This window comes from Ferviditalea candida (assembly GCF_035282765.1).
In the GTDB taxonomy this organism is placed as follows: Bacteria; Bacillota; Bacilli; order Paenibacillales; family KCTC-25726; genus Ferviditalea; species Ferviditalea candida.
Map to the genome: position 1 here is coordinate 94,116 of NZ_JAYJLD010000011.1, position 20,601 is coordinate 114,716.

A 20,601-nucleotide genomic window follows, 5' to 3' on the forward strand; every position below is an offset into this window, starting at 1 on the left:
ATGAGTACGACTGAAAAGAAAATTTTTGAACGATTTGGAAAGCTGAGTTCATTCCCGCCCCCTGACCGTTGGGACGACTGGGAAGAGCTGGACGCGAAGGCTTGGCCCCGGCAAGTGAAGAAAAATTATCGATTGATCCCCACAGTCTGCTTTAACTGTGAAGCCGCCTGCGGCTTACTCGCTTATATCGATAAAGATACGGGCAATATCCGGAAGCTGGAGGGTCACCCGCTGCATCCCGCGAGCCGCGGACGAAATTGTGCGAAGGGTCCCGCCACTATCGGTCAGGTAACCAACCCTGACCGCGTCCTTTATCCGATGCGCCGCAAAGGCGAGCGCGGCGGCGGCCAGTGGGAGCGTGTCAGCTGGAATGAAGTGCTCGATGATCTCGGCGGCAGAATTCGCAAGGCGATTCAGGAGAACCGCAAAGATGAAGTGGTGTATCACGTCGGCCGTCCAGGAGAAGACATGTTTACCGAGAGGGTGCTTTCCGCTTGGGGCGTGGATGGTCATAATTCGCACACCAACGTCTGCTCCTCCGGAGCGCGCACAGGTTATATGTTCTGGATGGGCATGGATCGTCCGGCTCCGGATTATACTGATGCCCGCTTCATCCTGATGTTGAGCGCCCATCTGGAATCCGGGCACTACTTTAACCCGAATGCCCAGCGGATCATTGAAGCCAAGCAGAAAGGAACAAAAATTTGCGTCATCGACACCCGTCTTTCCAATACGGCCTCCCGCGCGGACTATTGGATGTCCCCTTGGCCTGGAACGGAAACCGCGCTCCTGTTGGCTATTGCCAACTATTTGATCCAGAATGATCTATTCAACGCCGAGTATGTGCGCAAATGGGTCAATTGGGATGAGCTGCTTGCCGACCGTGCCTACTTGGATTTTCTTCACGAAACAGGGTATCTGGACCGCATGCCGAGCGGGTCTTCGTTTAAAGACTTTGTGCAATTTTTAAAAGACGTCTACAGGTCGTATACTTTTGAATGGGCGGAAGCGGAAACCGGCGTCAAAGCGCAAATGTTGGAGGATGTGGCGAAGGAGGTTGCCCGGGCTGGCAGCGCCTTCTCATCGAACATTTGGAGAAATGCGGCTGCGGGACACCGCGGCGGATGGATGATCGCGCGCGCGCTGTTTTTCATCAACGTGCTGATGGGCGCGGTCGGAAAGCCGGGCAGCATGCTTCCCAACTCGTGGGTCAAGTTCGTTCCCGGACCGTTCAATGAACCGCACCAGAACGTACGTTATTGGAATGAAAACCACTTCCCGAAGGAGTTTCCGCTGGCGAATTTCGAAATGGGCTTCTGTCTGCCGGATATTCTGCAGGACAACGGAAAGAGACTTGAGGTCTACTTTACTAGGGTATTGAATCCGGTCTGGACATTCCCGAACGGCTTTGCTTGGATTGATATGCTGTCGGATGAAAGCAAGGTGGGCATTCATGCCGCTTTGACCCCGACTTGGTCGGAAACGGCGCAATATGCCGATTACGTCCTGCCCATGGGCTTGGCAACCGAGCGTCATGATCTGCACAGCTATGAGACTCACGCGGCTCAATGGATCGGCTTCAGACAACCGGTGTTGCGCGTGGCAAAGGAACAGGCCGGAGAGAAGATCGAATTTACTTATCAGGCGAACCCCGGCGAAGTCTGGGAGGAGAATGAATTTTGGATTGAATTGTCGTGGCGCATCGATCCTGACGGCTCGATGGGAATTCGCAAGTATTTCGAATCGCCCTACCGCCCAGGAAGCAAAATCACGATCGAGGAATATTACCGCTGGATCTTTGAAAATTCCGTGCCCGGACTGCCTGAAGCGGCTGCGAAGGAAGGACTTTCGCCCATGGAATACATGCGGCGTTACGGAACTTTCCAAATCACAACCGACGTATTCAGCCTCAATGAAAAGCCGGTGCCCGAGGAAGTGCTCAAGGAAGCGACGATTGTTGCGCCTGCTGATCACAACCACCTGATTGCCAACGAAAATAAAGAAGTCGCGGCTGCAGAGGAAGCCGGTGTCTCAAGAAAACCGGGCGTATGGGCTCAGAAGCCGCCGAAAAAAATCAATTTCCGACCGTATCCGGGACCGTTTAAAAACGAACAAGGAGACGTTCGGGTCGGCATTGTCGTCGACGGAAAGCCGGTAGAAGGCTTCCCTACTCCGTCAGGCAAGCTGGAGTTTTTCTCGACGACGCTCAAGGATTGGAATTGGAAGGAATACGCGATTCCGATCTACCCGCGCAACCAGGAAGAACGCAAAAAAATGCCGCATGTCATCAGCCATGTTCATCCGGAATCGATCGACCGGAACAATTCAGAGTTCATTCTGCTTCCGACCTTCCGGCTGCCTACGCTGATCCATACCCGAACCAACGGAGCAAAATGGCTGTATGAGATTTCGCATGCGAACCCGATTTGGCTGAGTCCCGTAGACGCCAAAAAGCTAGGGGTAACGACCGGCGATCTCGTAAAATTGAGCACTGAAGTCGGCTATTTTGTCGATAAGGTTTGGGTAACCGAGGGCATTCGTCCCGGCGTCATCGCTTGTTCCCATCATTTGGGCAGATGGCGCCTGCACGAAGACCAGGGCAGCGACCGCTGGAACTCCTCGGTTGTCCGCTTGCAAAAGGATGGAACAAAGTGGCGGATGAAGCAGGTACACGGTCCGACCCCATTCAAGAGCGACGATCCCGATTCCGAGCGAATCTGGTGGACCGAAGGCGGCGTGCATCAAAATCTGATTTTCCCGGCACACCCCGATCCGATCAGCGGCATGATGTGCTGGCACCAGAAGGTGAGAGCCCTGAAAGCAAGCGCGGACGATCAATATGGCGACGTTCAAGTGGATACGCAAAAAGCGCACGAGGTATACCATGATTGGCTGAAGCTGACCCGCCCCGCTCCGGGACCCGGAGGAATGCGGCGCCCATACTGGATGATGCGGCCGCTCAAACCGCATCCCGATTATTACAAAATGCCAACCGAATAAGGAGGCCTCCCCTATGGAATTTCAAGTATACCCCGTTGCGCTGGGAAGGGACCAATCGGAAGCGGAGCTGCACATCTGGGATCCTGTTTGCGGCTTGAGTCAATCCTTTGAAGGAACTGCACTGATCCAATGCGACTCCCACTGGGGGGCCGGAATGATCGAGGATGAGGCCGCATTGATTCTGTATCTCTTTGAAGGGGAACAGGCCATTGAAGTATATTTTACGGAAAATGTGTCCGTTGGTCCGAATCGCGAGATGAATTCATGGGATGTGCTGCTATCGATGCAGCCGGAATCGCTGGTTTTAGTCTACGGAGAATCCCCCTCCGACCGAAGCGCTTGGCTGAAGGTAGACAGCAAGGAACCCGGCGGCTTGATGCTTGGCTTGGAAAGATTTGTTGAGCGGGTTCTGAGCATGGATACCGCCTCTGTGAGGGATCCTGTGCTGCAAAAGCTGACCGATTATTTCAAACAGTTCGTAACGACCAGCTGCTCGTAAGCCAGCTGCGGAAATTCACATCATCAACAAGGGACTATCCCAAAAGTCGAATGACTCTGGGATAGTCCTTTTTTTACCGTATTGTAAACCCTTTCAATTGAAGCCGATAAAATTTTAAAATTAGATGAACAAATTAATATTGCTTTCATCAGCAGCACCCAAAAACGTGGCAACGCCGGCATATTCAAGACCGTCGATCAATTCCTCCTTGGAAATTCCCATCACATCCATCGACATCGTGCAGGCAACCATTTTGATCTCAAGCTCCTTTGCCGTTTCCATTAATTCCGGCAAGCTGATGATATTTTTTTTGCGCATTTCACCCTTCATCATTTTGGCGCCCATTCCGCCGAAATTCATTTTGGAAAGTCCCAATTTCTCCGGCCCTCTCGGCATCATCTTTCCGAACATGGATTCAACAAAGCTTTTCTTGGCTGGGACATATTGATCCTTGCGCAAGATGTTCAGCCCCCAAAATGTAAAAAACATCGTGACTTCTTTCCCCATTGAGGCAGCGCCGGTTGCAATTATGAAGCTGGCCATCGCTTTGTCCAAATCCCCGCTAAATACGATCATTGTAGCTTTTTCCGACATTTTGCACTCCTCCAACTCATAAATTTTGCTCACTCGGATTAAATCCTTAACATTGCGGGCTCTTGTCCTTTGACTGGCCCTATATTGTTGTTCACCCCGATGGGGTGCGCACAATCTTTACCAAAAGCAAGTTGAAAAAGTCCCGCAGTAAGAAGAAAAATATTTCGAAGGAGCCGTCGGTCGGTGATATATGGCGGGAATTTGCAATGAAGGGTGGTTAAAGCACGGCATTTTTTCAAAACATTTTTTTAACCTTGTCATCATAATTATATCCCTAAATATCAGAATTTTCTATATAATAAAACGGAAAGATATGCTCTTTTTTAGAGCATATCTTTCGCCAACTCTGCTATTTTGGTGGCTGATCAAACGTATGCGCTTTTTTCCAATGCATCCCTCCATCGGATGTCGTATACATGACGGAAGGCTCGCTGTTATCCGTGCAGATCCACCAGCCGTGCTCGGCATCGGCAATGGCCAGCAGCGCCCCGCCGTATCCCATGTATTGAGCTTTGCCGTTGTTCCAGGTTTTACCGCCGTCCGTAGTCCATCCGACCGTGTTGGGATAGTCGCAAGCCGGACAAAAGCCGCCCATGAAAGCGACCTGAGGACTAACCACATATAAGGGACCCGGTTTGGAGCCGGCATTTCGCGGTCCGCTGGAATCATTCATCGGATAACCCGGTGCGGGTCCGGCTCCGGCCGTAGAATTCGCAATTACCGTCAGCCAATTCTTTCCGCCGTCGCTCGTGTGAAACAGCGAGTATGAGGTTTGCGACATCCCGGAATCGCCTATGCACTCTATCCAAGCATCATCGGCTCCTGCGGACCGGATAACAACTCCATTGAGCCGCGAAGCAGTGCTGCGGGACATGACGGTCTTCCAGGTCTGCCCCCCATCGACAGTCCGTTTGAACACGATTCTGCTGTTTTCTTGCGCCGCTGCCCAGCCGTGATTCTTGTCATGAAAATAAGCATCGCCAACTATAGCATTTGGTACCGGGAGCTTCTCCCAAGTACGCCCGCCATCCGTCGTATGCGCATTCGCTGCAAAAGCCTCTTGTTTGGATACGAAATGAAGAAATCCGCCATTCGGCATCCTGCCGACAGGCGACCAATGCGCCCCGCCGTCCGTTGTATGCAGCAAACAGCGTCCGTTTGAGTCGCCGGGATCGTGGCTGAATACCACCCAGGCTTGCTGACCGTTAAGAGCAAATATCTGCTCGACCGTTTGCTCGCCCACGTACTGTATCTTCCACTGCTTACCCGCATCATCCGTACGGGCGATCCAGCCACTGCCGCCAACCCAGCCGGATGCAGGATCGATCAGCCGCACTGCCGTCACTTTCCCCATAGTCGCGCCATCCTGTTTGCCCTGTGATTGGCCTGAACCCGGATCGGGACTTTGTTTTGAAGGATCTGTCGGCAGGGAGGACGGATTTGCAGCGTTGGTGTCTGTGTTTGTGTTTGTAGTCGGGTTTGGGCTTGGGCTGTTTGTGTTTGTGGTCGAGTCCGGCGATCCCGTCTGTTGAACGCACCCCGCCCCTATCAGCATCATCAAGACAAGGGGGAGCACAAATTTCCTCATCAGAGGCACCTTCATCAACTCCTATAAATTTTTTAGACCATTTTCATTAGAGTTGACGTTTTTGCTTAACTATATGTTGCAGGCGAATGCGCCATTTCTCATTCTCGAGGCCTAACGTGCCTGCTGCTGTTCAACGGACCGGCTCGCGTTCAGGTTTGGCGACGGGCCTTTTCTCATCAGGATAAAAAACAGATAGTTCAATAATGCGCCGGTCGTACTTATCGCGATGATCATGCCCATGGGAACGGCCGTATGACTGCCGGAAATGCCCACTAACGGAGCAACAACCGCACCCGTACTAAATTGGATTAATCCCAGCAGAGCCGAGGCGCTGCCTGCGGATTTTTTTTGATCCTGCATAGCAAGTGAAGTGCATGTCACAGAAATGACACCGAAACTGGCAACGACCACGAATAATGCGGCCAAAACTCCAATCAATCCGATTCCCGCCAGAATGACCGACAATAACGCCACCCCGCCGATCACCGCCAAAACAAGTCCAACTGTCAGCAAGCCTCTTTCCGGTATTTTCCGGACAAGCCGCCCCGTAATTTGACTAAATAAGATTAAGCCCAACCCGTTCATCGCGAAAAACATGCTAAATAACTGCGGGGAAGCGCCATAAATTTCTTGAAGGATGAACGGCGATCCCGAAATATACGCAAACAATGCGGAATAAGCGATAGCTTGCGTCAAAATAAAGCCCATAAAATTCCGATTGACGAGCAATTCTTTATACGTGTTCAACACTGCCTTGGCCCCGCCCGCCAAACGGTCCTTGGCCGCCAAAGTTTCCGACACTCTGAACCAAACGCCCGCAAACATGAGCAGGCCAAGCATACTTAAAACCATAAAAACTCCCCGCCACGAGGTAAGCTTCAGAATGAACCCTCCGGCTACCGGGGCCAAAATAGGGGCGGCTCCGGTTACCAGCATCAGCGTTGCATACATTCGGGTTAATTCTGTACCGGAATACAGATCGCGCACGATTGCACGCGAGATTACAATTCCCGCCGCTCCCGAAATCCCTTGGATAAACCGAAAAATAATGAACATCCAGATCGATGTCGATTCCGCGCAAAGAATTGTCGCCAAAACATAAATGATCAATGAGCTCAGCAGCGGTTGTCGGCGCCCCATACGATCGCTTAAAGAACCGGCAAGCAGTTGTCCGATTGCGATACCCAGCAAGCATGCCGTCAAGCTCAACTGGGCCAACGATGTGCCAGCGCCCAAATCCTTTGCGAGAATCGGCAACGACGGCAAATACATATCCACTGAAAGCGGACCGATCGCGACCAAAGAACCGAGAATCGCGGCAAGCCCCAACCGGCCTTTCACATTCCCCATCCCATTCGTCGACTCATTCGAAGTTTGAACTGTTGGCATCCCCTTCCGACTCTCCTTTAACGGCTCAATCTCGCTCTTTACTTGAACCTCTTCTCATTTTCAAATTTAACCTTACTATTTCTTTATCGTCATGTCTAGCCGCGGCCAAGCAAATGGAAACAGCCTTGATCCGGTCGATTGCTCGAATCAAGGCTGCACGGTCTGCAACAATATGAAGCTGAGAGCGCGGTTCAACTTGCTTTCTTCTTTGATTTACGATGAATATCCCTGAAGCCCACGAACTTCTTGCTCTGCTCGTTCCATACGCGATACCGCAGCGATCTCAGGCTTGAAATCAAATTGATGGATGGAACCTCCTGCAGAAAGGGGTTGTCGGCATGAACCCGATGCAAATAATAGTTCGGCACCTTCGGACTCAAATGATGAATATGGTGAAATCCGATGTTTCCCGTCATCCAGTGAAGGATTTTCGGCAAATTATAGAATGAGCTCCCTTTCAGGGCTGCGCTTACATAGTCCCAATTCTCTTCTTTTTCAAAATAGGTGTTTTCAAAATTGTGCTGCACATAAAACAGCCAAATGCCCGCCACGCCCGAAATGAAGAAGATCAGCCCATGAACCGCAAGATACTGCTGCCAGCCAATCATCCAGCAAATCAGGGCTGTCAAACCGACGATGCCTAAATTGGTAATGTAAGTGTTGATGCGTTCCTTGCGCCCGGCACCCTTTCGGTTGAACCTGTACTCGATCAGAAAGGTGTAAATCGGTCCTATCCCAAACATCACGAACGGATTCCGGTAAATCCGGTAAAACAACCGCCGGATCGGGGATAATGCCAGATATTCATCCACTGTCAGCGTCCAAATGTCCCCTATCCCCCTTCGGTTCAGGTTGCTGCTTGTGGCATGATGAACGGAGTGGGTATATTTCCATTGCTGATAAGGGACGTAAGTCAATATTCCGGCAATCGTGCCGACAATATCGTTGGCTCTTTTGCTTTTAAAAAATGAATGATGGCCGCAGTCATGAAAAATAATGAAAATCCGGATGAAAAAGCCCGCCGCTGGAATCGCCAAAGCCAGGGTAAGCCAATAAGAAATGGTCAAACTATAATACGCCAAGATCCAAAGAAAAATAAAAGGTACAAAGGTGTTCACAAGCTGCCATACACTGCGTCTAATAACTGATTTTTCATAAGGAGCGATGCCCTGCTTCCAGTTATCGTGTTGTATTTTTTCGATCTTTAGATCTCCTCTCCGCGCTCCTCTTATTCCCAAGTCAAACCAATGAATCAGAAAATGAGCCTCAGCTGGTATTGTACCATCTCAGTATATACGATAATCGCCCCAAGCCGTAACAACAAAATTCTGCCTGTCAAAAAAATCGGTACACATTTCCCATTATCTTCAATGACTAGGGACGCATCCCGATTTCAGATTCGGCGATCTTCCCGAATTAATTCATTGCCCACTCACGAATTTCGTAAGAACGCGCTCCGGTCTGGACGTACGGATCATTCTTTACACGCATCTCAACGTCTTCCATCGATTTGGCCTTATAGATGACCATACCGCCCGATCCGTCGACGAACGGTCCTTTTGCAAAAATATGCCCTTGGGCAGCCTGCTCTTCAAGATAAGCCAAATGCTCCGGCCGGTGCAATTTGCTTTTTTCGGCATCCAGCATCGGCAGAAAAACCACGTATGTTTTCATGACGGAATTCCTCCTTTTGTTCGTCTGCTGTCTTTAACATCTCTAACAAAGATAACGCATAAGCGATTCGTTTGTAAACGATATTATTTGATCATAGTATGACAAAGACAAGTCATCATAATTTTGTTAAAATAACATATATCCAATTTTTTTGTGGTACCCCAATACAATATCCAAGAAAGAAGGTAACCCATAATGGAACAGCAAGCCAATTCATCCATGCAGCGCAATGAACCGCCGTATCGGGCCGATCAAGTCGGCAGTTTATTAAGATCGCAGCGGATCAAACAAGCGCGTTTGCAAAAAGCATCCGGCGAGATTTCAGCGGAACAATTGCGTCAAATCGAAAACGAGGAAATCAAGCATGTCGTCGAAAAGCAAAAAGAGGTCGGGCTGCAGGCAGTTACAGACGGGGAATTCCGCCGGGCTTGGTGGCACTTTGATTTTCTTGAAAACCTCAACGGCGTAGAAGGGTATGAAAAAGAAAGCGGCATCCAGTTTCACCAAACGCAAACAAGCTCCCACTCGATCAAAGTGACCGGCAAGCTGGATTTTACGAACCACCCGATGCTGGAGGATTTCAAGTTTCTGCACAGCATCGCCGGATCGCACACGGCTAAAATGACGATTCCAAGCCCGAGCATGCTTCATTTCAGGGGGGAAATCGAAAAAGGTATATACGACGATAAAGAAGAGCTGTTCCACGATCTGGCCCGTACATACAAAAAGGCGATCCGTGCCTTCTATGATGCCGGCTGCCGTTATCTGCAAATGGATGACACGTCGTGGGCGTATTTGTGCTCCACCGAACAAATTGAGCAAATGCGCGCCAGGGGATTGGACCCGGATGAGCTGAAAGCACTGTATTCGCAAACGATCAATGATGCGGTTGCGGACCGTCCGGAAGACATGAAAATCACCATGCACATTTGCCGAGGCAATTTCCGCTCAACCTGGATTTCATCGGGCGGATATGAGCCTGTGGCGGAGGTTCTGTTTGACGGTCTGAATATCGATGGGTTCTTCCTTGAATATGACAGTGACCGGGCCGGCGGCTTCGAACCGCTGCGCTTCGTGAAACGGAAGGATCTGCAGATTGTGCTCGGACTGGTGACATCGAAATTTGGAGAATTGGAAGATCCGGAGGAAATCAAGCGCAGAATTAACGAGGCTTCACGCTATGTCGATTTGAACCAGCTTTGCTTAAGTCCGCAGTGCGGTTTCGCATCCACGGAGGAAGGCAATTTGCTCACGGAAGAGCAGCAATGGGCAAAGCTGCGGCATGTGGTTGAAATTTCCCGGGACGTATGGAAGTAAGCTGATTCGAACAAACGTCCGGGAAGCGGAGGCGCTATGATGAGCGCTTGCACTTCCCGGACGTTTTCAATTTTCCGCGCCGTCTCTGGAAGCGCATTGTTGACATTTCCCGCGAATCTCAATGTAGGCTTCATCCGCGGAAAACATTTCGTTTTGAATGACCTCCTGCAGCTTCATCGGTTCCGAATAATAAAAATCAATGATTTTACCGCAATGAGTGCAAATTAAATGATGATGCTTCTCCAAATTATTGTCATAGCGGGTCGCTCCACCCTGATAATAAACTTCTTTTACCAGTCCGTATTGTTTAAGATGCTTAAGATTGTTATAAACAGTAGCCGGGCTTAAAATATTCAGCTTTTTGCTGATTTCCGAAAAGATTTCCTCTGCTGACGGATGGGTATTTTTGTGGCTGTACAAATACTCCAAGATCATTTTTCTTTGTACGGACATTTTCAATCCGTTCTGCTTCACAACCTCCAAAGCCTCTTTCAATGTCGCAGCCATAATCCATCACCTGCTTATTTTCAGATTGTTAACCCGCATTAAATCCATCCCGAATATCTACGCCGGCTCGTCAAGAATTCAAAACATTCTGCTTTGTAAGCGATTGCTTAAATATGCAACAAGAATCGTTATAGAAAATAAATACACTATTTTTCTTTTTATTATAATAAATATTAGCTTAAATTAATAATAATTAATAAGGTAATAAAAGTCAATTTTAAAAATTTTGTTCTTGAAATGCGAGAAATAAAATGATAAATTTTAGTTAATTATTTATAATTATTATAAATAGATAATAAATTTAAGGGAGGAGATTTTTTGACTCAAATGATGAAGTTGACTGCTTCTTCGGGCGCCCCTGTTACGGACAATCAGAATTCACAGAACAGAAAGGAGAATAACCTATGAGCACTATAGAAACTGCCAACACTGGCAAGTGCCCGGTAATGCACGGCGGTGCTACTAGTCATAAATCTAGTGGCACGTCAAACAGAGACTGGTGGCCAAACCAGTTGAACTTGAATATTCTGCATCAGCATGACAGAAAATCCAACCCTATGGGAGAAGACTTTAATTACGCAGAAGAATTTAAAAAATTAGACTACTATGCTCTGAAGCAGGATCTCCGCGATCTAATGACAAACAGTCAGGATTGGTGGCCTGCTGACTACGGGCATTATGGTCCATTTTTTATCCGTATGTCCTGGCACGCCGCAGGCACTTATCGTACTGGCGACGGCCGCGGCGGCGCTGGAACCGGCGCACAGCGTTTTGCTCCGCTTAACAGCTGGCCTGACAACGTCAACCTTGACAAAGCCCGTCGACTGCTGTGGCCGATTAAGCAAAAGTACGGCAACAAGATCTCTTGGGCCGACTTGCTCGTTCTGGCAGGCAATGTCGCTATTGAATCCATGGGCGGCAAGACATTCGGTTTTGGAGCAGGACGCCCGGACATTTGGCATCCTGAAGAAGACATTTACTGGGGTGCTGAAACGGAATGGCTGGGCGATAAACGTTACACAGGCGATCGTGAGCTTGAGAATCCGCTTGCTGCCGTTCAGATGGGCCTTATCTATGTCAACCCGGAAGGCCCTAACGGCAATCCGGATCCGCTTGCAAGCGCTCGCGACATACGCGAAACCTTTGCACGTATGGGAATGAACGATGAAGAAACAGTCGCCCTAACGGCCGGCGGCCATACTTTTGGCAAGGCACACGGTGCGGGAGATGCCGCTCTTGTCGGTCCGGAGCCGGAAGGCGCTCCCATCGAAGCGCAAGGCTTGGGTTGGCAAAGCGCATACGGCACCGGCAAAGGCCGCGACACAATCTCCAGCGGTATTGAAGGTGCTTGGACGGCCAATCCGACAAAGTGGGATAATGGTTACTTTGATCTGCTGTTTGGATACGAATGGGAGCTCACAAAGAGTCCTGCAGGCGCGCATCAGTGGGTTGCTGTAAATCCTGCTGAGAAGGACCTTGCGCCGGATGCGGAAGATCCGTCGATTCGTGTTCCAACGATGATGACCACTGCGGATATGGCACTGCGTATGGATCCGGAATTCGAAAAGATTTCCCGCCGTTTCCACCAGAATCCGGAAGAGTTTGCAGATGCATTTGCTCGCGCATGGTTCAAATTATTGCACCGTGACATGGGTCCTCGTTCCAGATATCTGGGTCCGGAAGTTCCGGAAGAAGAGCTTATCTGGCAGGATCCTATTCCTTCCGTCAATTATGAATTAACAGATGCAGAAGTGGCAGAGCTTAAAGCTAGGATCCTGGACTCGGGACTTACAGTCAGCGAGCTGGTAACCACTGCTTGGGCTTCAGCCAGCACCTTCCGCGGTTCAGATATGCGCGGCGGCGCCAATGGCGCCCGCATCCGTCTTGCTCCACAGAAGGATTGGGAAGTGAATCAGCCCGAACAGCTTGCAAAAGTGCTTACTATACTGGAAGGCATTCAAAATGATTTCGACAAGAATGTCAGCATGGCCGATTTGATTGTACTCGGCGGTAGTGCCGCAGTCGAAAAAGCTGCACGGGATGCAGGCTTTGAGGTAACTGTTCCTTTTGCTCCCGGACGCGGCGATGCAACAGAAGAGCAAACGGATGCAGACAGCTTTGCAGTGCTCGAGCCTATCGCTGACGGTTTCCGCAACTACCAGAAGAAGCAGTATAGTGTAAGTGCAGAAGAGCTCCTGGTAGACAAGGCGCAGCTGCTTAACCTCACTGCACCTGAAATGACTGTACTGATTGGCGGCATGCGTGTTCTGGGTGCAAACTACGGCGGCACAAAACACGGCGTATTCACGGATCGGGTAGGCACACTCACGAACGACTTCTTTGTCAACCTGCTTGACATGGGAGTAGTGTGGGAGCCTGTAGACGGAAACGTGTATAATGGACGCGACCGCAAGACAGGTGAAGTCGTGCGTACGGCAACCAGAGTTGACCTGGTGTTCGGTTCAAACTCCGTTCTGCGTGCCCTTGCGGAAGTTTATGCCCAAGACGATAACAAAGAGAAGTTTGTGCGCGACTTTATCGCTGCCTGGACCAAGGTCATGAATGCGGATCGTTTCGACCTTCATTAACGGCTGCTACGGCTAATACAGCAACAAAGCCCGGGACTTCGCAGAAAGGTGGAAGAAGCAGAGGAGCGCGCCTCATACAGAAGTCACTCCTCACGGATCCACTATGTTGCCCGAAGTGTCAGGGTGTGATGCGTATCGTTGCCTTCAGACAACATTTCGCAGATGACGATGCACGATACACTCGATCCCGAAGCACCTTACGAGGATGCCTAATCTCAACTCACGCCTTATGATGAGGAAAGTGAGTTTTGATTCAGGAGCATTAGTGAGGTGCTTTTTTCATCTACGGCTTTCCGCCGGGAGAGTTGGATTATCTCAAAAGGAAATTGCGAAGCTCGCAGAAAAATATAGGCGACTTGGCTCCTACCTTGATCGAACTTTCACCGACTAGTTGTACCTAACTTGGCTAGACGCGCTAATGTTGAAAAAAGAGCCCTAGTCGTTAAGTCGAAGTCAGGGCTCCTTACTTTAAGTGTTTAGTTGCCGGCAGGCAGCATCAGCTTTTGACCAACCTGAATCAGATCGAGATTCGCCAAATTATTGATTTTAGCCAGCTCATGCCAATCCAATTTGTACATGGAAGCAATTTTTCCGACCGTATCGCCGGCTTTGACGGTATACATTTTCAAAGGTTGACCGGTAGCAGGATCAAGGAACAGTTTTGCTGCAACAGGGCCTTTGTTGAAATCAAACATATTTTCTATGCTTCCGGCTTGCGCATCCAAAGATTCTCCGCCAATGCGGCCCAATTTCCAGTTGTCTTCGACAAACTTAAGGATGGAGGCTTGATCCGTCAAGGTGTGGTCAACAAACTTCTGCTTGGCATAAGTGGAGTAGACCAACAACGGCAATCTCGGACCGTAACCGGCTTTACCGGATTCAACCGACTGGCCGTTTGCCGGCGCATAAACATGATCGTACCAGCCGTCGGAGTCATCATAGCTGATAATTACCGCGGTGCTGTTCCATTCCGGTGTTTTTTTGAAGGAGATTGATCGTATTCACGATGAATGTCTGCTCATCCAAAGGATCGGAGTATCCGGCATGTCCGTCTTGATACATAGGCACTTTCAAATAGCTGACTGCGGGCATATTTCCATTGTCAACCGCTGTCCAGAAATCCTTCATGTCATATTGGTGATTCACTTGGTCTGTTTTACCGATCATCGCCGGAGAGCTTGGCGGCAGGTGATTCGGATTTGCAGTCGAAGTGTAATATTGGAAAGGCTGATGGTGCGGACTGTAGTCCGTAACCTCTTTTCCGCCAACGTTCTTGCTCTTTGCGGAAGGATCGGCAAAACCCTTGGAACCAGCCCCAGGTCACGCCCTTTGCGTTAAGAAGATCTCCGACGTTTTTGTTGGCATCGCATTTTCCCTTCCATGAGTTTTGTTGCCTCCCAATTGATATTTTTGAAATCTTACAATCAATGACAAAAATATCAGACAAATCTTAAATGAACTTTAAAGGCTTGTGAAGAATTTGTGCGGTTTTTTTCTGTCCGAACCAGCAAAAAAGGGCCTCGGCGGCACCCTGCTTTGTTCAAAACAACCTTATGACCGCCATGATGATGATTCCCGCGATGACGGTAACGGATAGCTTTTTCGTCCATACGGCAATAATCAAAGTCGGCACGATCGCTGCAAGAACACTCCAATCGATTGAGATCCAGGCGTTTTCCTGCTTGATGAAGCTGCCGACGGTCAGCGCCGTAAGGATGCTGATCGGGATAAAGGACAGCCATTTGGTGATGATTGCGGGAAGCGTTACTTTGCGAATAACGATAAATGGCAGGATTCTGGGAATCATCGTGACGACAGCGGAACCGATAATGACAAGAAGTATGTTTGCGTCAAGGGTCATCTATCCATCACCGCCCCAATCGCCGCTGCGATTATGGTTGACAACAGAACTGCGATCGATATGGAAACGAACATGCTCAAAATGAACATGAGTATGGCCGTGTACAAAATCAGCGTCAGATAAAGCTTCAACCGGCTCTCTTTAAGATTTTGCAACTGCAGAACAAGCAGGGCTACAAACATGGCGGTTAAAGCAAAATCCAACCCGAACGCTTTCGGGTTCGATATCCATTTGCCCGCTGTCGCGCCTAAAACGCTGGCCATAATCCACCCCGCATAGGCGGACAGATTCAATCCGTACATCCAGCGGTCGTTGATCGGTTCCTTTTTTGCCATTCTGGTCACTGCCACGCCAAACGTTTCGTCCGTCAACAGCGCGCCAATGCCAATGTTCTTGAGCAGCGAATACTTCGTTAACACGGGAGCAAGCGTCATGCTCATCAGCAGGTGACGCAAATTCACGATAAACGTTGTGAACACGATTACGGAAATCGGTGTTCCCTGTACCAGCAGCGCAAAAATGATGAACTGGGCGGCGCCCGCATAAACCAGTGCGGACAGCAATCCGATCTCCAAAACGCTGAAGTTGGAAGAGGCGCCCACGATACCTGCAGCAATTCCAATACTCATGTAACCGATAAATGTTGGAAGCGCATCCTTTATGCCTTCATACCAGGTTAGCTCTCTATCTTCCATTCTTGTGGACATTTCCATATCAACCTCAACTAATGAATTGTAATATGATTTCAATAATTGGTCTGACTTCCTGTTTATTTTATCAAAATTTCCATTCCATCATCTCTTTTTTATAGGCTATGTTAAATTAAATTGTTGATCTTTGGTCGCAAAAACAAGTTCAAATCGAGCAGGTCCATGTGCCTTTGCATGGGTCTGTTGCATGTTAGATACCGCGCTTATTCAACGCTTTGCCGATGGGGAAATCTTGAACAAACCTGCGCAAAGCCGCATTGATTGCTTTCATTTCACTTTCAGACAGAACTTTTTCGATCAATCCGTACACTTGTTCTTCAACGAGCTTTATTTTTCGCTGCTTCCCGCCCTTCTTTCGTCAGCTGCAGCACAACGAATCTCGAGTCCTCGGATGATTCATTCTCTCGATCCATCCATCCTTCACCATGCAGTCAACTAATCTTGGCGAGTCCCAAATCCTTCAGAGACGATGGCTGCCGCGTCTCCAAAAAGCGAATGACCTCTGCCTGAGAAGAGGTCACTCCCGCTTGCTCCAACAGTTGATTCAACAAACGATTCCCTGCTTGCGAATATTATCCGATGATTCGGGGCTTGATCTTGGGACCATGATTCGCCAAGACGGCCAGGCAATCCTCTCGCTCCGAAAACTCTCTCGCCCAATTCAACGAACGCTGCGCATCCGGCCATTCCTCAAAGTTTGATCGTAAATCGCCGATCCGTCGCACCGCCGTTCGAGAATACCCGTTCCGTATATTGAATTTCTTGATCCGACATCAACAAAACGGTCGAGCTCCTCGTCCCATAATTCTTGCTTTTGATAAACAGCGGCGAGAGCGTTCTTTCCCATTCCAAAGAAACGCCTGAATGGGGAAGAAGCTCATCCTGAAAAAAGGATTCATTGCTAAGAAGATGAAAAAGCTTCTCTGCGATATCCTCATGGTTTTCGTCAATGATCCTGGTCATGCCTTCCTTTCCTGTTCGCACTTTGGGCCATTCGGTATTTAACAGATGATTGCTTACACCATATATTCCGGGTTCTATCCTCTGCAGCTGCAATCCGACATTGGAATAATAGTAAAGTTCATTCAGATCTCCAGCCACTAAGTTATATCCTGGATACTGATCATTGGTTTTCCTTAAGTCTTGCATATAATCTTGTAAATTCCCTTTGATTTTCAAAGCATCTACGACCAATTCACCACGCGAACGTTTCCCTACTGTTATGGCTTTGGGATCCCTGTAATTTGTCAAAGCCGAGAATCGTCCCTCTTGCGTGACTCCCATCCAAGTCCCCATTTTGTCCAGATCCCTGCCGGCCAGAATATGAGGAATGTCCCTCCAAAAATGAGCCGGAGCCGTTGGCCTTTGATAAAATTCGTCTCTGTTTGCGGCAACGATGAGTTTATAAAGCGGGTGCGCCCGATATGCAAATAGGATTAAACACATGAAATCACAGCCCTCATAAAATTTTATTAATCGTTATGGGACTCTACTAATTGTTTGAGGCGGACAATCTTTCGTCCCAGTATTGTTCAAAAAAGGCAAGCCATTCTTTAAGTTCGGCAAGGGGCTCCGGTTGCAGCTTATAAAGCGTTTCCCGTCCCTTTCTGTGACTCGTGACAAGACCCGCATCGAAAAGAATGTGCAGATGCTTGTTGACAGCGGTACGGCTTATAGGGAAATGCCGCGCAATGGCAGTAACCGGCATTTCCTTATGACCAACTTCGGTGAGCGTACAGGAGCCGGATTTAGGCAGGTATAAAAGGATTTCGCCAGAATCCCATTTCCTACATTGTTTTTTCCTTTGTCATCGTATCTCCTTTTTTAGGATCCGTTTAAATAAAAGTTGCCCCAAATACAAACATAATAGTACCAAATGGCAAAGCAAAACCACTTGAAATCCAGATGGTTTTATTGGTTCCGGCAAAAACAACCTGGATTGATAAACTGATCAGGTGGATAAATAAAATAAAAGGCCAGAGTCGTACCTCTTAACTTTTCTTTTTGAGTACCTGTTCCTGAGAAATAAAGCAATAAAGGGGGCCGGCATTCCCATGCTGGTTGTCAAACACATCTTCTATTGCTCATCAAATAACCTCATAACGATTATAACACAGTTTTTCAAGGACAATTTCCACCTTTCGCTTTACCTTCTCTTGCGATATTATTTCTATGATCTTCGTCTGCAACCCGGACAATATTTAACCGTTTCTGCAACTCTAGTCCCAGGACAATAATGCTCGGCTGTACATCTTTATCTTTCCGCATGGCCGGCATGATCTGAGCACGGGAGATGCGGTATTCATCAGTTGTTAATCGATTGAAAATGGCAAGGATCCGTAAATAGAAAATTGCCCTGTCCCTTGTGGAGTGCTTGGTCAAATCCGATCACTCCAATACGGGGCTTGTCGAAGCAGGAGTTTAAAACAGGTTCAAAATGGAAAAAATGCTCAAAAAAAGCTGAAAGAGCACCAAATTTGCATCTCCTTCTTGACAAAATAATTCATATAAAGTTATAATTAAAATAAATTTATATTTATTATAGTTTGTTTTTTAGTACAAGCTATATATAATTCTAAAACCAACTTAGGAGGAAACTTGATCATGTCTTTAATTGGAAAAGAAGTACAACCGTTCAAAGCATCAGCTTACCGCAATGGAGAGTTTGTTGAGGTCTCGGAAGCAGACTTCAAAGGCAAATGGAGCGTAGTTTGCTTTTATCCGGCAGACTTTACCTTCGTATGCCCGACCGAGCTTGAGGATCTGCAAAACGAATACGAAAACCTGAAGGCACTGGGGGCTGAAGTGTATTCCGTTTCCACGGATACCCACTTTACACATAAAGCATGGCATGATACTTCAGCAGCTATCGGCAAAATTACTTATACGATGATCGGTGACCCTACGCATACGATCTCCCGTAACTTCGATGTGCTGATTGAAGAGAGTGGTCTTGCTGACCGCGGTACGTTCATCATCGATCCGGACGGCGTCATCCAAGCCATTGAAATTAATGCTGGCGGCATCGGCCGTGATGCAAGCACTCTGATCAACAAACTTAAAGCAGCTCAATATGTTCGCAAAAACCCGAAGGAAGTTTGCCCGGCAAAATGGCAGGAAGGCGCTGCAACACTGAAGCCGAGCCTCGAACTCGTAGGAAAGATCTAAGGAGTGCAATAAATGGTACTGGACTCGGAGATTAAGGCACAATTAAACCAATATCTTCAGCTCATGGAAAACGATGTGCTGCTCAAAGTGAGTGCAGGGTCCGATACCGTATCTAAAGACATGCTGGCTTTAATCGATGAGATAGCCAGCATGTCTTCTAAAATTACGGTAGAAAATGTACTTTTGCCGAGAACACCGAGCTTCAGCGTGAATCGTGTGGGCGAAGATACTGGAGTAACTTTTGCCGGTGTCCCTTTAGGACACGAATTTACTTCCTTGGTGCTGGCTCTACTGCAGGTTAGCGGAAGAGCGCCCAAGGTGGATCAGAGCGTAATTGAGCAAATTAAGGGCATTCGCGGCGAATATCATTTTGAATCTTACATCAGCCTGAGCTGCCACAACTGTCCCGACGTCGTGCAGGCACTGAACCTGATGAGCATCCTCAATCCGGGCATTACGCATACCATGATTGACGGTGCGGTGTTCAAAGCGGAGGCGGAAAGCAAAAACGTCATGGCCGTACCGACTGTTTACCTCAATGGGGAAGTCTTCAGCAGCGGCCGTATGTCCATTGAAGAAATTCTAGCCAGGATGGGCAGTGCCCCGGATTCATCGGAGCTTGCCAATAAAGTTCCGTACGATGTTCTTGTTGTCGGGGGCGGCCCGGCCGGTGCAAGCGCAGCGATCTATGCGGCGCGCAAAGGCATTCGTACGGGCATTGTGGCCGAACGCTTCGGCGGTCAGGTCTTGGACACCTTGGGCATTGAGAACTTTATCAGTGTCAAATATACCGAAGGGCCCCAGCTCGCAGCAAGCCTTGAAGAGCATGTCAAAGAGTATGGCATTGATATCATGAAGCTGCAGCGTGTCAAACGTTTGGAGAAAAAGGAATTCATCGAAATCGAGCTTGAAAGCGGAGCAGTTCTTAAGAGCAAAACCGTCATCATCTCAACCGGCGCTCGTTGGCGCAATGTCGGGGTACCCGGCGAAGCCGAGTTCAAAAACAAAGGTGTCGCCTACTGCCCTCATTGTGACGGACCCTTGTTCGCAGGTAAACACGTAGCGGTTATCGGCGGCGGCAATTCCGGTATTGAAGCGGCAATTGATCTCGCAGGCATTGTGAAGCATGTAACGGTTCTTGAGTTTATGCCGGAGCTGAAAGCCGATTCTGTTCTCCAAAAGCGTCTTTATAGTCTGCCCAATGTCACCGTCCTCAAGAACGTGCAAACCAAAGAAATTACCGGAACCGACAAGGTCAACGGCATTTCCTATATGGAACGGGATACGGAAGCCGTTCAGCATATTGAATTACAGGGTGTATTTGTGCAAATCGGACTAGTGCCGAATACCGATTGGCTAGGCGACACGGTGGAGCGTACCCGCTTTGGCGAAATCGTTGTCGACAGTCATGGCGCTACAAGCCTTCCCGGCGTGTTTGCCGCAGGGGATTGCACCAACAGTCCCTACAAGCAAATCATTATTTCGATGGGATCGGGCGCGAATGCAGCCTTGGGCGCATTCGATTATCTCATCCGAAATTAATAAACGAGTGAATTGTCGAAAGCCGTTGCGCTATCTGATCGATAGTGCAGCGGCTTTCTTCACGAACCTCCCTCAATAAATTAATGTTTTCTTCGTTTTTCTCGCTTTTACGCATGTTTTCATCTTTGACGCACGAAGCGCTTGAGGATAATATTTGACGAAGA

At 48.6% G+C, this 20,601-nt stretch carries 18 protein-coding genes and 2 pseudogenes; 6 read left to right on the forward strand and 14 right to left on the reverse strand.

The genetic code is table 11. The features are described 5' to 3' along the window. A complete protein-coding gene (locus VF724_RS09740; protein WP_371754052.1) occupies nucleotides 1-3,000 on the forward strand; it encodes a molybdopterin-dependent oxidoreductase in 3,000 nt (999 codons plus the stop codon). A 13-nt stretch (nucleotides 3,001-3,013) separates the two neighbouring features. After that, nucleotides 3,014-3,499: a hypothetical protein gene (locus VF724_RS09745; protein ID WP_371754053.1), complete on the forward strand. Its 486-nt coding sequence runs from the start codon at nucleotides 3,014-3,016 to the stop codon at nucleotides 3,497-3,499. Nucleotides 3,500-3,619: 120 nt separating this feature from the next. On the opposite strand, the gene VF724_RS09750 is transcribed toward VF724_RS09745, so the two are convergent. The 5 genes from VF724_RS09750 to VF724_RS09770 form a co-directional block, all read right to left on the reverse strand. Further along, complete coding sequence (locus VF724_RS09750) at nucleotides 3,620-4,093, reverse strand: DsrE/DsrF/DrsH-like family protein (protein ID WP_371754054.1); 474 nt, start codon at nucleotides 4,091-4,093, stop codon at nucleotides 3,620-3,622. A gap of 349 nt (nucleotides 4,094-4,442) precedes the next feature. Further along, the gene (locus VF724_RS09755) at nucleotides 4,443-5,681 is read right to left on the reverse strand and encodes a beta propeller repeat protein (protein WP_371754065.1); all 1,239 of its coding nucleotides are present in this window, start codon (nucleotides 5,679-5,681) and stop codon (nucleotides 4,443-4,445) included. Nucleotides 5,682-5,792: 111 nt separating this feature from the next. Beyond that, on the reverse strand, nucleotides 5,793-7,070 hold the full coding sequence (locus tag VF724_RS09760) for a multidrug effflux MFS transporter (protein WP_371754055.1): 1,278 nt from the start codon (nucleotides 7,068-7,070) through the stop codon (nucleotides 5,793-5,795). A gap of 191 nt (nucleotides 7,071-7,261) precedes the next feature. Next, the gene (gene desA / locus VF724_RS09765) at nucleotides 7,262-8,272 is read right to left on the reverse strand and encodes a Delta(5) desaturase DesA (protein ID WP_371754066.1); all 1,011 of its coding nucleotides are present in this window, start codon (nucleotides 8,270-8,272) and stop codon (nucleotides 7,262-7,264) included. Between the two features lie 214 nt (nucleotides 8,273-8,486). After that, entirely contained in the window at nucleotides 8,487-8,744 is a 258-nt protein-coding gene (locus tag VF724_RS09770; RefSeq protein WP_371754056.1) for a YciI family protein, read from the reverse strand. Nucleotides 8,745-8,963: 219 nt separating this feature from the next. On the opposite strand from VF724_RS09770, the gene VF724_RS09775 reads away from it, so the two are divergent. Then, entirely contained in the window at nucleotides 8,964-10,061 is a 1,098-nt protein-coding gene (locus tag VF724_RS09775; protein ID WP_371754067.1) for a 5-methyltetrahydropteroyltriglutamate--homocysteine S-methyltransferase, read from the forward strand. Nucleotides 10,062-10,127: 66 nt separating this feature from the next. On the opposite strand, the gene VF724_RS09780 is transcribed toward VF724_RS09775, so the two are convergent. Next, nucleotides 10,128-10,568 carry a Fur family transcriptional regulator gene (locus VF724_RS09780; protein ID WP_371754057.1) on the reverse strand — a complete coding sequence of 147 codons (441 nt, stop codon included), beginning with the start codon at nucleotides 10,566-10,568 and terminating at the stop codon, nucleotides 10,128-10,130. 404 nt (nucleotides 10,569-10,972) lie between these two features. Between VF724_RS09780 and katG the strand changes: the two genes are divergently transcribed. Continuing rightward, a complete protein-coding gene (katG, locus tag VF724_RS09785; protein WP_371754058.1) occupies nucleotides 10,973-13,156 on the forward strand; it encodes a catalase/peroxidase HPI in 2,184 nt (727 codons plus the stop codon). A 476-nt stretch (nucleotides 13,157-13,632) separates the two neighbouring features. On the opposite strand, the gene VF724_RS21535 is transcribed toward katG, so the two are convergent. From VF724_RS21535 to VF724_RS09820, 8 genes and pseudogenes are all read right to left on the reverse strand, one after another. Next, a complete protein-coding gene (locus VF724_RS21535; protein WP_442788061.1) occupies nucleotides 13,633-14,157 on the reverse strand; it encodes a LysM peptidoglycan-binding domain-containing protein in 525 nt (174 codons plus the stop codon). After that, nucleotides 14,093-14,344 carry an alkaline phosphatase family protein gene (locus VF724_RS21540; RefSeq protein WP_442788062.1) on the reverse strand — a complete coding sequence of 84 codons (252 nt, stop codon included), beginning with the start codon at nucleotides 14,342-14,344 and terminating at the stop codon, nucleotides 14,093-14,095. Before VF724_RS21540 ends, VF724_RS21535 begins: the two co-directional genes overlap by 65 nt. Before the next feature lie 352 nt (nucleotides 14,345-14,696). Continuing rightward, complete coding sequence (locus VF724_RS09795) at nucleotides 14,697-15,017, reverse strand: AzlD domain-containing protein (protein ID WP_371754059.1); 321 nt, start codon at nucleotides 15,015-15,017, stop codon at nucleotides 14,697-14,699. Next, entirely contained in the window at nucleotides 15,014-15,730 is a 717-nt protein-coding gene (locus VF724_RS09800) for an AzlC family ABC transporter permease (RefSeq protein WP_371754068.1), read from the reverse strand. Before VF724_RS09800 ends, VF724_RS09795 begins: the two co-directional genes overlap by 4 nt. A gap of 687 nt (nucleotides 15,731-16,417) precedes the next feature. Continuing rightward, on the reverse strand, nucleotides 16,418-17,173 hold the full coding sequence (locus VF724_RS09805) for an NRDE family protein (RefSeq protein WP_371754060.1): 756 nt from the start codon (nucleotides 17,171-17,173) through the stop codon (nucleotides 16,418-16,420). A gap of 46 nt (nucleotides 17,174-17,219) precedes the next feature. Further along, nucleotides 17,220-17,441: pseudogene (locus VF724_RS09810) on the reverse strand (ArsR/SmtB family transcription factor); the annotation flags it as partial. A gap of 93 nt (nucleotides 17,442-17,534) precedes the next feature. Next, nucleotides 17,535-17,795: pseudogene (locus VF724_RS09815) on the reverse strand (sulfite exporter TauE/SafE family protein); the annotation flags it as partial. A gap of 53 nt (nucleotides 17,796-17,848) precedes the next feature. Next, nucleotides 17,849-18,109: a hypothetical protein gene (locus VF724_RS09820; protein ID WP_371754061.1), complete on the reverse strand. Its 261-nt coding sequence runs from the start codon at nucleotides 18,107-18,109 to the stop codon at nucleotides 17,849-17,851. A 222-nt stretch (nucleotides 18,110-18,331) separates the two neighbouring features. Here VF724_RS09820 and ahpC point away from each other — a divergent pair, with 222 nt between their 5' ends. Continuing rightward, nucleotides 18,332-18,895: an alkyl hydroperoxide reductase subunit C gene (ahpC, locus tag VF724_RS09825; protein WP_371754062.1), complete on the forward strand. Its 564-nt coding sequence runs from the start codon at nucleotides 18,332-18,334 to the stop codon at nucleotides 18,893-18,895. A 12-nt stretch (nucleotides 18,896-18,907) separates the two neighbouring features. Continuing rightward, nucleotides 18,908-20,437 (forward strand): alkyl hydroperoxide reductase subunit F, encoded by a 1,530-nt coding sequence (gene ahpF / locus VF724_RS09830; protein ID WP_371754063.1) that lies wholly within the window; start codon nucleotides 18,908-18,910, stop codon nucleotides 20,435-20,437. Nucleotides 20,438-20,601: the final 164 nt, after the last annotated feature.